Below are 14097 nucleotides of genomic sequence, written 5' to 3'. Positions count from 1 at the left end.
TTATAAATTAACTGTTAAGACATCTTTTACTAAGTAATCTTGGTCATTAATGCTTAAAGTTAATTCTCCCCCTTCAACTAACTTAATTGTAGCCATTTTATTTGAAATTGTAACATTTAAAATGCGATTTCTAAAATTAATTCTAAACTCATAACCTTCTCATTGTTTTGGTAATTTGGGAGTAAAGTGTAGTTTATTTTCTCTAACCATCATTCCTGCAAAACCCTCAACAATTGCTAAATAACTACCTGTCATACTTGTAATATGTAATCCATCATCTGTATCATTATTATAGTTATCTAAATCTAGGCGAGCTGTGCGAGCATAAAATTCATATGCTTTATCTAGTTTGTCAATTCTGGCTGCGATTATTGAATGAATGCAAGGACTCAAACTTGATTCATGAACTGTAAATTGTTCATAAAAGTCAAAGTTATTTTTAATTTCAGTATTAGTAAATCTATCTCAAAGATAATAGATCCCTTGTAGAACATCTGCTTGCTTAATGTAAACACTTCTTAAAATTTTATCTCAAGATCAATTTTTATTTAATGGTCTTTCTGTTTTTGAAAGTTGATCTTTTGAAATTAATTCTTTATCTAAGAAGCCATCATGTTGAACAAAAATCCCTAGTTTTTCATCAACAGGTAAATACATTTTTTCACAAATATCTTTAAATTTATCTAAATCACTTTTACTCAAATTATACTTGGTAAAATCTAACTGATACTTTGTTAAACTTGTTAAAGTAAAAGTCAAACATCATTGTGCCATTAAATTTGTTAATCAATTATTGTTAACATTGTTTTCATATTCATTTGGTCCAGTAACTCCATGCAGCATATAAACTTTTTTAGTTGGATTTCAGTGGACACGACTAGCTCAAAATTTTGCCACTTCTACCATTACCTTAATTCCATACTCTTTAATATAGTCTTCATCGCCAGTATAGTTTACATAATTTCAAATTGCATAAACCATAGCAGCGTTTCTGTGAATTTCTTCAAAAGTTATTTCTCACTCATTGTGACACTCTTCACCATTAAATGTTACCATTGGGTAAAGTGCACCAGCAAGTCCTAGTTTTTGAGCATTTAATTGAGCATTTTTTAAATGATTAAATCGATATTTTAAAAGTGCTTTGGTAATTTCTGGAGGTGAAGATTTTAAATATAAGGGCACACAATACGCTTCTGTATCTCAGTAAGTGGCTCCTCCATATTTTTCACCAGTAAATCCTTTGGGTCCAATATTTAATCTTTCATCATTTCCATAATAAGTACAAAATAATTGAAATAAGTTAAACCTAATTGCTTGTTGATCAATTGGACTTCCAAAAATTTTTACATCTGATTTTTTTCAACGTTCATGTCACATTTTTGAATGTTCAGTTTCTAAAACACTAAATTCTTTTTCTTTAACTTGATCTAAAAGTTTTTGTGAAACTTTTTGTAAATCTTTGGGAGCAGCATTTAATGAATTTGAAACAACAATATATTTGTTAATCACTAATTTTTCATTTGCTTTAACTTTAAAACTTTGAACAGTACTTGCAAATAAATCTTGTTCTTCAGTACTTGATGTTTGTGGTTTTAAATTAGTTTTTAAAAATGAACTAGCACAAATTTCAAAGTTTTCAATTCCAAAATTATTTGCTTTTAATTTTGAATGAATTTGTTGTTGATTGTTTGTTGCCTTTGAACTAACATGGGTTCAAAATCTTTCCTTGTAATTTGCATCCCGATTAATAACATCTCCATATAAAAAACTATCAACTTCAATGGTTGTATTTTGTGATGGAGTAATTGTGTACTCAATAGCACACAATTCTTTTACAGCCAATGAGACAAACCTCTTTGCTTCAACATCAATTGAAACTCCACCAACTGTTGTTGTAAATTTTCGCATTAAAGTTCCATTGTACATGTCCAAAGTTCTTTGATATGTTTTTGGAGTTTGTTCATTTAAATCTAGTTCAACTTCATTGATGAAAATATTTAAACCAATGTGGTTGATAGCATTAATTGCCTTTCCAAAATAATTTGGATAACCATTTTTTCATCAACCAACAACAGTTTTGTCTGGATATCAGATTCCACCAATGTATGATCCTTGATGTGAGTCACCACCAAATTTTTCTTCAAAGTTTCCACGCATCCCCATGTATTCATTTCCTAATGAAGTAATTGATTCGCTTAGTCTAATGTCATAAGAATTATCTGGAAGTTTGTTTTCAGTTAGTGTTCATTCATCAATATCAAATAAACGTTTGATATTTACATCAGTTTTAATTGCCATAACCTTCCTCCTTAATTTCTATTTGTTTTTTTCCTTGTTCATTTATTAAAATGAATTTAAATTTTTCTTTTATTTCTTTATATGATAAATTTTTGTTTAAACTTTCAACAATTACTTCTTGATTACTGTAACAGAATTTAAAATGCTCAAAGTTTTTTTCAACTTTAATTGTGAGACCGTCATCATCATAGTAACTACCAACAATTGGAGTTGCATGGTTGTTGAAATTGTAAATTTCAACTTCAATTTGTTTGAAGAGTCCGGATTTCTTTTGGCTTGCATCCATTTTAAATAGCATTGAGTTGTTTAAAACAAAAATTCCAAGCTCATCATAAGCAATATGTTTAATAATATTTTGGTTTGGTGCAAAATATTTTAACTCATTTAGATCCACTCAACCAGTTTCATTATCTGGTAAATAAACCAAACGGTCATAAGTATTTTTCTTTAAAATTGGTGCAACCATTAAGTTAGCAACCATATATTGGTCATCAATGTTATATGATTTTAAATCAGTTTCAAAATTATAAAACAATGGTGTGACAAAACTTGCACCAAACTTGTGTACAAGATAGGCTTGATTATAAAGTGTTGGTAAATATTGATTTCTAAACTCTACTGCTTTGGCAATTGCCTTAGTAGTTTCTTCATCAAAAGTTCATGGTTCTTGTGCTCTTTTGTTTATTGAACAATGATTTCTAAACAAACCAAATAAAATATTTGCTTGATACCAACGAGTTAACAATTCAGCACTGCAATCATATTCAAACCCACCAAGATCTTGTCCAGTAAATGGAACTCCAGATAAACTTAGGTTCATGACCATTGGTAAAGATTGCTGTAGTTGGAATCAATAAGAAAAGTTGTCACCAGTTCAAACTGTTGAATATTTTTGAATTCCCGCTGAAAAAGCTCTTGAAACTAAATGAGGTCTTAAATTTGTTTCACTCATAATTTCATAAGTAGCTTTTGCTTCATAAGTTCCATAGTTATTATGAATTTCTTCATGGGATACTTGTTTGTTGTTTATGATATGAGTTGCTTCATTTTCAACAACATGTAAGTCGTTGAAAACTGCAGGTTCATTCATGTCTAATCAAACTCCATGAATATTTTTACTTAAATAAAATTCAAAACATTTTTTTCAAAATTCTCAACCATTTTTATTAAAGAAATCTGGGAAAGCACATTGTCCAGGTCAAACTTCTCCTTGGTAAATTGTTTTGCCATCAGGTTGTTTTATAAAGGCATTCATTTTTTTACCAAGGTTAAATAATGAAAATTTTTCATCGGCTTTGACCCCAGGATTTACAATTGGGACAATTTCAACTTCATGACTTTGACAATATTTTACTAGCTCTGCTAAATTTTCATAGCGAGCTTTATCAACTGTAAATGACTTATATTCTTGCATGTATAAAATATCCAAGTAAATTGCATCAAGTTTAATTTTACTTTCAATTGATTTTTCAATTAGTTCTTTAACTACATTTGTGTTTTCATAACTATGTTTTGATAAATGGTGTCCCAGTGATCACTTTGATGGTAAAAATGGAAAGCCAGTTAGCTGATAATATTTATAAATCACATTTTTAATTGAAGTATCTAAAATGAAATATATATCTAAGTCATTTTTAAAAACACTGACAATAAATTCATCATTACTTCTCATATCATATTTTGTTCTTGAGGGATTATCCACCAAAACTCCAAGATTTTTTTGGGGACCTTTGTTAATGATATTGAAATTAAGTGCCCCATACATTTCTAAATCTTGATCACAATGTGCTTTGTATAAATCAGTTGCATAGTTTGATGTATTTGTGAATTTTTTATCTAAATTAAGACCAGTTTTTTCACCAAACCCATAAAACTTTTCATTTTTATTTGTTTGAATTGACATGTTCAAAAAATTATCTTTAAAAAAGATTGCTTTAATAATTACTTGATGGTTTTGATTTTCAATACAAATATAATTTTTATCAGTAATTGTCAAACTAAAGTTAGTATTTGAAATTTTATTCTTTTCAAGCTGCAATAACTTTGCTTCTAGTTGATGTTGTTGTTTATCAATAATAATTTCTTGATTATAGACAACTTGTAATTGAATTATTTCAGTTTCAAAATTTCTAACCAGTACTTCAACATTATTTGAAAAAATTAGTTGACAGGTTTTTGAATTTAGCAGTTTCATTTCAATAAATTCAACTTTAAAAATTTCATCTGGTTTCAAGTCGGTTGGTTTAACCGATAGACTTGAATTATTTATTTTTGCCATTAACCAATTCTCTTCTCAGTTAATTCACTAAAAAGATGATAATTTTTAACTCTTAATTCGATTTTTTGACCAATTTCCACAGCAGTATCTTTTGGTGCTGTGATAATTACATTGACATCAGGTTTAATTTCACAAACAATTTGCTTGCTCATACCCAATAACTCAACATTGATAACTCTTAATGACATATGGCCTTTTTCTTTAACAATTTCTAATTCTTCAGATCTAACTCCTAAATAGATTGAGTTATTTTGTTCTTCATTGATTAATTTAATTTCTTGATCTGTTAATTTTATTTTATAACCATTATCATTTGAAACAAATTCTTTATCAACAAGTTTTCCTAATAAAACATTCATTGTTGGTGTTCCAATAAATTTGGCAACAAATAAATTTTGGGGCTTATCATAAAATTCTTCAGGTTTACCAACTTGTTGAATGATTTGATTATTCATTAAAACAATTTTAGTAGCCATAGTCATAGCCTCAAGTTGGTCATGGGTCACATAAACTGTTGTAGTTCCTAACATTCTGTGAATTGAAACCAACTCTGTACGCATGCTTTCTCTTAATTTTGCATCCAAGTTACTTAATGGTTCATCCATTAAAAATAATTTTGGTTTTCTGACAATTGCTCTTCCCAAGGCAACACGTTGTTGTTGCCCTCCTGAAAGTTCTTTTGGTTTTTTAAATAAATACTTTTCAATATTTAAAATCTTTGCGGCAGCACGTACTCGATAATTTATTAATTCTTTTTTTTCTTTTTTCATTTCTAGACCAAAGGCCATATTTTTATAAACATTGTAATGTGGGTACAAAGCATAACTTTGAAACACCATTGAGATATCTCTATCTTTTGGTAGTAAATTATTAACTTTAACATCATCAAAAATTAAGTCACCTTTTGTAATTGAATTTAAACCGGCAATAATTTTTAATAAAGTGGTTTTCCCACACCCTGATGGTCCAAGAATTACACAAAAGTCATTGTTATCAATGAACAAATTAATATTTTCTAATGTGTAAAATGAGTTTCCTTCATATTTTTTAGAAACATTTCTTAATTCTACTTTCATATTTATTTATCCTTTCACTCCAGCAGCTGATAAACCACCTGTAATATTTTTTTGTAATCCCAAGAACAGTGCTGAAATTGGTACTGCCACAATTAATGAACCAGCAGCAAAAGCACCTTGTGCTTGGACAGTTCCACTACTTAGTAATGTTCTCAAACCAGTAGCCATTGTGTATTGACCAATGTCTGCTAGTAAAACTTGTGGTAGTAAGACATCTCCAAATGGTCCAATAAATGATCATAGTGCAATAACTGACAACATTGGTTTTGCTAATGGAACTATAATTCTTGTGAAAATAGTTCAGTTGCCACAACCATCAATTTTTGCAGCTTCATCAATGTCCATTGAAATGTTATCCATGTATCCTTTTAGGACAAAAACATTCCCAGGAATTCCTCCACCCGTATAGATTAAGATCAACATAACTTGACCTGTGACTCCAATTAGTTCATTTAAGATTTGTAGCATGATATAAAAGGCCACAAAACTTGAAATGGTTGGAATCATTTGAATTAACATAACTGTCATTAATCCAATTTTTTTACCCTTAAATCTAAATCGACTAAAAGCATACCCAATTAGGGCTACAATTGAAACCATTAAAACCATACTGATAACTGCAATAACAATTGAGTTAATTAATCAATTTTGAAATCTGGTTTCATCAAATAAGTATCCAAAGTTGGCTCCACTAAATTTAAAGTTGGCAAAGTCAAAAACTCCTAAACTCCCAACTTGATCGGGTGTTCCTGTTGAAGCATTTGAAGAATATCAGTTAAATGCTTGAATCAAGACTTGTAAAATTGGCATCGCAATTATTAAAACTCAAAGAGCTAAAATTAAATAAATTACTCCTAGTCCAATTTTTTGAGATGTAGTCATGGGTGGCTTATCTGAAAGATAAAGCTTACCGTATGTTTCAGTCATGAATCTAATATATCTTACATAAATACTAGATTTTTCATTTTTAAACTCACTTTCAATTTCAGATATCAAATTATTTTGTCATTTTGATGCTTCTGAAATTGTTATGGTTTCATAACTAAAAATTGATTTACATTTTTTGTTTGATTCAAATGCTCACAATTCATTTTTCAAAGTATAGTAACGCATAGTTTCAACAATGATTTTTGTGTTTAGTTTCATTTCTGTAAAAATAAACTTAACAACATTTATTAAACTGTTAATTTTGTCAAGGTGTTCATATTCTTGAGGTAAATTTTTTACAATAAAATCATCTTTAAAATTTTTGTTTTGTAAAACTGCATTTAATTTCTCAACTAGTTTTTCATCTTTTAAAGATGCTTGTTTCAACATTAAATACTCAAATAATTTTCTGGCAGCATCATGTTTTAAATTAGTTTTCAGATTCTTTTGAGAATATCCATAAGCTAATGTTGCCAGCTTAATAATTGTTAAATAATTTTTATATTTATTAAAACTTATTTTTTTAGATTTAAAATAAGTTTCACTTAATGCAGTTAGGTAATCAATTTTATCTGTATTGATTAAAATTGCTTTTGCACAAGATAGTTCATTTGAAGAAACATTAAATTTAAGGTTGGAAACATTTAACTCACTAGCATGATTGAAACTTTTGTCAGCAGTTTTTAATTTGTTTGAGATTATTTTTAAATCTTTTCCGATCTCAGACAAAATCTCATCAGAAGCATAGAGTTTAAATTTTTCACCACTTTTTTTACTTGATAAAATATTTTTAAAGAAATTTGTTTTCTTAACTTCAATTTGGTAATTTGGAATTATTGATAATAGATTCTTAAAAATGTCTTTAACTTTTGTTTCTTCACAATTTTGAAATTCTAATTCTTGATAAATATTTTTTAGTAATTCATTTGCTTGATTAAAAGTAAAGTCTTCAGATAAATTTTCACTAGCAATTAAGCTTGAAGAAATAAAGTCATGTAATTCTTTTTTTGATTCATAAGCTATTAAAAATAATTTTGCAATTGCACTTCCTAATTTTTTTTGACCAATTAAATCAAAGTAAACATTGATTACAGCATTAATTCTATTTCACTGGTAAATAAATTCATAGTTAGCTAAATTTTTAAATTCAAAATATTTCAAATCAAATTCTGATTTTGATTTTTGATACTCTGTAATCTTTGTTAAATTTTCAGGACTTGAATTTTTTGCAGCAATGTTATAAAGTAATTCATTAGTAATGCTGATATCTAATTTTAATTTGTCATCAAATTTTGAAAATGCATTAGCAATTAAGTTTAAGCAAAACTCTTTGCTTAAATTTTGATCACTTGAGTACATTGCAAAAATATCTAGCACTGCACCAAAGTCATGGTTATTTTCTAAAAACTTTTTATAAATTTTTTGTTTTGAAGTTGCCACAATTGTTTCATCATTTACAAAATATTGATGAACTGTAGCTCAACTTCCATTTGCTTTAAAATTTTTAAGATCATATTTTTTGTTGGGTTTTAATAAATCACTAAAACTTAACTCAACAATATTTTGTTTGGTATTTAATTTTGCTTGTTCCATAATTAAAACCCTTTCTAATTTTTAAATGCTTTCATATTTTTGAATCCAACTGCAGAAATACTAACAACAACAAATGATGAAACAATCACAAATGATGCTGCAATTCCATATGTATATGCAGTTTGACTTGTTGATAATTTATAAACGAATGAAATTAAAATATCTGTAATTCCTGGTTCACCTGGATAAGGTAAACCATCAGGTCCAAGGGCTGTACCATTAGCACCATACAAACTAATAATTCCAAAGTTTCCAAAGTTAAATGTGAATTGTCCTAAAATCAAGGGTGCAATTTGTCCAAAGACAATTGGTAAAGTTAATTTGACAGTTTGTTTAAAACGACTAGCTCCATCAATTGATGAAGCATCATAAATATCTTTAGAAACTCCTTGTAAAATTCCTGTGATTAATAAGAACATATAAGATTGTCCAAGTCAGGTTTGAATAAAAATCAATGCTACCCTAGCTTGGGTTTGCTGGTTGGTCCAGCCCCTGACTCCAAAAAACTTTTGAGTAAATTCATTAAATGATTCATTGGCAAGTAATAAACTAAACATCATAATCATAATGAAGGCTGGAACTGCTCATGGTAAGATTAAAAATAATCTGAAAAATCCTTTTCCTTTTAATCTGTCATTGTTAACCATTAAAGCAGCTAATGTTCCAGCAACAATTGCTCCAACTGAAGCAAACATAACTCACATTACAGTTCATAACATTACATAACCAAATGATGATGAGTATCTACCTCCAAAAATGGCTGCAAAGTTATCAAAACCTACTCATTCAATTACTTGACCTGGTCTTGCTGGGTCATTTCCCTTTCCATAATTGGTAAAAGCAATAATGATTGTGGCAATAATTGGCACTAATACAATAAATAGAATTCCGATGATTGCTGGGAATGATAACAAATAAGGTGTTCCTTGTGATTTTAAAAATTCATTAGTTTGAGATCAATTTCTTGCTCTTGCACCAATATATTGTTGCTTAGCAACAAGTTTAGCATCAATTACAGATCCAATCATAATGATTACAGAAACTGCAATTAAAATTATGGCAATGATTCCTTCAATCAAATAAAATCTACCATCACCATTTGGATCACTAGCACCAAAGTCAATTAAACCTAGAATACCTGTTCCCTCAATGTTTCCAATTCCAAATCCATACATGATGAATAATAAAACAATTGGAATCAAAAGCATCATAATTAATCCTTTTTTAAATTGATGATTGATTAATTGCCCAACTCCAGGAATTACTGAAGTAACTGGGGCAACTCATGATTTTCATTTTTGTGTTTCAATTGGAGTTGAATTGTTTATGTTTTCTAAATTTGAAACATAGGTTGTTTTAATTTTTTTCAATTCCATTTTTCTAACATAATATTGATATTTTAAATCTGTTTTAGCTTTAATATATTCATTAGTGTGCTTAATCACTTTTTTATCTTGATGATATTGTAACTTAACATCCTTGATTTCACTTGCAGTGACAGCACTACTTAATTTACTTTTGTATTCTTCAAACAAATGGTTTGCTTTTGTTTTTGAACTGGCAAAATATTTGGCTTTATCATTTTTGATGCTATCTCAATGAATTTGGGCTTTACTGATTTGAGCATCAGATTTAGTTTTTGCTTTATTGACTTCATCAAGATAAGAAATTTTTGCTTGTGCACATTTTTCTTTTCATTCAAAAATGTAATCAAAATCTTTACCCTTTTGATAAACCTCAATTTGTTTTGCTAATTTATCTCTAACTGGTAGTTTACTATCAATTTGTTTTAGATCTTTTTTTATTTCACTTGCAACTTGAATTTTGGTTTGTTTAAATTCAACTAAATTTTTATCTTTAGTTTTTGAAAAATAAACATCACCATTAAAAGTAAAGAGCATTTTTAATTCTTCAATTTTTCGCTTAGCAATTTTGTAAGTTGCTTTAATAAATTTTAAATTAAGCTCATATTCTTTTTGAACTAAGAATTTTAAAAAATTACAATAATTTTTATTTAACTTAGTTTTTTCATACTTCAATTCTTTTAATTCAGCTTTTAAACCAATAGTGGCCAGCTGAATTCTACCATTAATTTCAAACATATCTCTAATGAATGTTTCATCTTTGGCAACAAAATATTCTTCAAGTGCATTTTGATTTATATTAAACTTTTTATTTTCTCAACTACTGAACTTTGCAAAATTTTTTGAAGTTAAATAATTAATGTCTTCATAAACTTTTTGTAAACCATATTGATAACAAAATTGAGCAATATTTTTTTCACTTAATTGATTTTGTAATTCAGGCTTGTTCTTTTGTGTTTCATCAAGTGTTTTAAAAAAATCTAACCATTCATAAAATGAGTAGCTTGTGAAGTATTTTCAAACTTCTTCTTTAGAAGAAAGTTGTTTTACTTTTTCAACTAACATGTGTTCCCTCCTTTAAATTTTTTTAATTTGATTTTTCATTTTTAAGTAATTTGTATGTGTTTTTAAAGTGTATAAATCTTTTACTACAAAAAATAGCGAACCTAGAATGGCAATAAAAACTGCCACATCAATTCCATCGTATCATGTAAATTTTTTATTTAAGATGATTGGTGCAAAGGCAAATGCAAATCAAACAATTAGTCAAACTCCAACAAATAAATATCCAACTTGGATCTTACTTGTGGCAAACATAACATAGATTAAATAAGTAATTGCAAAGCTTGTTGCTGCTAAATATTGAATAATTCAGTTTTTAATGGTAGAGTTTACAACTTCATCAACAAAGTCTATAAATTCTTGTGTTCCTGTCACAAGTCCTGCATTCAATGCGCGTTCATTTGCATTTGTGGTGTTATAGGCCAAATCACTAGCAATATGAATTGTGACGAACAGAATAAAGATTCCAACAATCAAAATGGAAACATAGAAATTTCATTTTGAGAAATTAACTTTTGTTTTCATAGTATATTATTAAAAACCACTTTGTTAAGTGGTTTTTAAATTCTTAATTCCTAACCTCATACATATGCGGCTTTATCAGTGTCTCATTTGTTATTGAAAAGTTTTCTGAACTCAGTTTTGGCATGGTCCAAAGTTCAAGCAGGATTCATAGATAATCTATAGTTATCTGCTCATGCTGCTCAATAAATATCAAATAGACTTGTATTTGGACGAGCTGTTACTCCACCATCATTGTAACTAAATGAAATCTGTTCAATTGCTTGTGCAAACAACTCCATACCTTCAGTATCACTAAAGTCCTTATAAGCTTTATCAATATTATCTTGATATGTTGAGTATTTTCCATCACCTTTTGCAAGATCGGTTGCATAATCTTTTTTTGCAAGCTCATCTATAACCATCATTGCTGCTTGTGTTTTAGTAATTTCATCACCATCATTTGTTTGGTTGACTTTATTAGAAATTGTTGATTTTACAACATATCCATACCCACCAGCAAATCCAGATAACTTACCATCAGCTACAGTATTTGTAATTTGCATTGATGATATACTTGCAATTCCTAAATTAGGAGTTCTGTCATTTTCTTCCATTAAAGTTTTATATGATTGTAAATCTCATGGTCCTAAAACTGACATAACAGTTTCTCCGGCTTTTATTTTAGCTGTAAGAGCTTGTAATAATGCATCATCAGATGTTTTCCCATATGTTGCTTCACGCATATCACTACCATATGAAAATCCAATATCTACTAATGTATCTGCTGCCTTATTGAAGGCTTCAACTGTTGATGCCTCTTCTCAAATTGAACTAAAATCATCTTTATTTTCAGATGGATGAGTTCCTGTTTTTTGATAAACAATTGCTTTTGAAGAGCCTGTAACAGGAGTTATTTTATCTTCATTTGCATGTAATACTCCATTTAGGGCATTTCCAGCATAATATCCATCAACAGTTCTAAAATAACCAACAGTTTTCTCTGCTTTTCTATTTATTTTTGCAAGATTTTCAAGAGAAACTACTGGATCATCACCAAGTTCAAGATCAGTTCTATAATCTTCAACATAACTTCCAACAAGTTTTCCATCTTCAATCCCAAGTTTATCTTTGTCAAAAATTCATATTAAATTTTCAATTCATGCTGGAACCATACCATAATAGTCATCAGCACCTGATTGAGCAATTCTTGCTCCTTCTCATGTACTTGTTGCTAAATGAGATTGAGTAATTTGAATCTTATCATTTTCAATAGTTAGACCATATTTTTCTTGTTTTGCTGTTTCTTTAATTAATACTGATTTTATCTCACTTGATAAATCTTTAATATTGTTTTGCGCTTTATAACCTTGATATCTATCATAACCTAACATAAAAATATCTGGTGTGTTTTTATCTCTAACACCTTTTTTACCTATGTTGTCATAGTTGTCAAAAACATCAAGTTCTTTAGTTTTTGCACGGAAGTCAAGTCCCAATGATTCAAATTTTGCATTGATTGCAGTAATCGCTGGATTGTATGCATCAACTCATTGTTTGTTCATTTGGACAATAATTTCATTGTCGTTTCCACCGCCACATGCTGCTACTGCAGATACTGACGATGCTGTAATTGCCATTGCGCTAAGCAATGATATCATTTTTTTCATCTATTTATTTTACCTTTCCTTAAATAATCATCGTAAATTGTTTCATCCAATTTACTTATAATTATTATCATAAATTATAGAAATTATTCTCACATTTATTCCGTTTTCAAATAATATTTTGTATATACACGTTAAAAAAAATAGAGATTGTAAAATCTCTATTTTTATGCTTGGTATGCAATTTAGGTCTAAATATTTATAATGAAAATGTGCAAGTACTTAACCCTCAAGTTCAGTACTAAATTTTTGATACTGGCTTTTTAAAGATTTGGTTTTAGTTTTTAAATCATCATATTTTTTAGTTAAATCCTCAATACAGTTAAATAAATTTTGCATTGAATTATCATAATTATCAATAAATCTTAATACTTTTGCTAATGCTTCAGCATTTTTGTCAAAAGAATTGATGTTGTCAAACAATTTCATATAATTGTCAATGCTACTAATGATTGCCATTAAAGTACTTGGTCCAGCAACTATCACTTTTTTACTAAAACCATAATCTATAATATCAGTGTGGCTTGCTAAAAATGAGAAAACACCTTCACTTGGAATGAACATAATAACATAAACTGTTTTATCAGCATCACTAATGTATTTTGTACACTCCTCAATTCTTTTTTTAACATCTGCTTTAAAATTGGTTTCAGCTGCCTTGTAATTTTGACTACCCTCAGTTAAATTAACTAATTCTGTGTATGCATTAAAAGGGAATTTGGCGTCAACTGGGATATTAACATATTTGCTACCATCACCCTTAATAAACATATCAACAGTTAAGCCTTTGCCCCCATCAGTCACTTTCTTCATTGTGTACTGTCTTTCAAAAATAATTTTATCATTTCCTTTGGTATTGATGATATTGTCAAAGATTCTTTCTAATAAGTATTCTCCAGCTTTTCCTGTCTTATTATTTTGACTTAAAAGTACATCAAGCTTATTTACTTTTTCTTTAACTTCAGCAATTGGTTGAGCTTTAGTTGCTAGATCTGCAAATTGTTTTGTAATTTCATGACTAGCATTTGACAGCTTTTCATGGAGTTCACGTTCACGTTCTCTTTGTTTTTCTAACTGTTCTTTTGATAAAAGATTGATTGCCTCTTTAATTTCACCTTTAACTTTTTCATTATCATTGTTTAACTTTAATTCTAATAGCTCTAAGTCTACTTTTTCAACTCCTTGAATTGCCACATTATTTTTCTTAACAAAAAACAATATTAATAAAACTGAAGTTAAAACTATCAAAATAATTAATAATACCATTAATACAATTAACATCTAAATTCTTCTCCCTAAATCTTTTTTTATTGTAATCTAAAAAATGCTTT

At 28.5% G+C, this 14097-nt stretch carries 8 protein-coding genes; all 8 read right to left on the bottom strand.

Annotated elements, in window-relative coordinates; all coding sequences use genetic code 4:
• The 8 genes from SCLAR_RS00295 to SCLAR_RS00260 all read right to left on the bottom strand — a co-directional run bounded on the left by SCLAR_RS00295 (position 1) and on the right by SCLAR_RS00260 (position 14047).
• Positions 1-2298 (bottom strand): family 65 glycosyl hydrolase domain-containing protein, encoded by a 2298-nt coding sequence (locus tag SCLAR_RS00295; RefSeq protein ID WP_100253957.1) that lies wholly within the window; start codon positions 2296-2298, stop codon positions 1-3.
• Positions 2288-4576 (bottom strand): glycoside hydrolase family 31 protein, encoded by a 2289-nt coding sequence (locus tag SCLAR_RS00290; RefSeq protein ID WP_100253956.1) that lies wholly within the window; start codon positions 4574-4576, stop codon positions 2288-2290. Before SCLAR_RS00290 ends, SCLAR_RS00295 begins: the two co-directional genes overlap by 11 nt.
• Positions 4576-5652 carry an ABC transporter ATP-binding protein gene (locus SCLAR_RS00285; protein WP_100253955.1) on the bottom strand — a complete coding sequence of 359 codons (1077 nt, stop codon included), beginning with the start codon at positions 5650-5652 and terminating at the stop codon, positions 4576-4578. The genes SCLAR_RS00290 and SCLAR_RS00285 overlap by 1 nt, the downstream gene beginning before the upstream one ends.
• A gap of 6 nt (positions 5653-5658) precedes the next feature.
• Positions 5659-8172, bottom strand: coding sequence for a sugar ABC transporter permease (locus SCLAR_RS07150; RefSeq protein WP_211277553.1), 2514 nt, complete (start codon positions 8170-8172; stop codon positions 5659-5661).
• Between the two features lie 14 nt (positions 8173-8186).
• On the bottom strand, positions 8187-10601 hold the full coding sequence (locus tag SCLAR_RS00275) for an ABC transporter permease subunit (protein ID WP_100253954.1): 2415 nt from the start codon (positions 10599-10601) through the stop codon (positions 8187-8189).
• A 12-nt stretch (positions 10602-10613) separates the two neighbouring features.
• Positions 10614-11123: a hypothetical protein gene (locus tag SCLAR_RS00270; RefSeq protein WP_100253953.1), complete on the bottom strand. Its 510-nt coding sequence runs from the start codon at positions 11121-11123 to the stop codon at positions 10614-10616.
• A 50-nt stretch (positions 11124-11173) separates the two neighbouring features.
• Entirely contained in the window at positions 11174-12769 is a 1596-nt protein-coding gene (locus tag SCLAR_RS00265; protein ID WP_100253952.1) for a hypothetical protein, read from the bottom strand.
• A gap of 219 nt (positions 12770-12988) precedes the next feature.
• On the bottom strand, positions 12989-14047 hold the full coding sequence (locus SCLAR_RS00260; protein ID WP_100253951.1) for a DNA recombination protein RmuC: 1059 nt from the start codon (positions 14045-14047) through the stop codon (positions 12989-12991).
• Positions 14048-14097: the final 50 nt, after the last annotated feature.

It is taken from the genome of Spiroplasma clarkii (genome assembly GCF_002795265.1).
Lineage (GTDB): Bacteria > Bacillota_I > Bacilli_A > Mycoplasmatales > Mycoplasmataceae > Spiroplasma_A > Spiroplasma_A clarkii.
The sequence above is the reverse complement of the archived record's forward strand: the minus strand, read 5'-3'. Positions and strand labels throughout refer to the sequence as shown.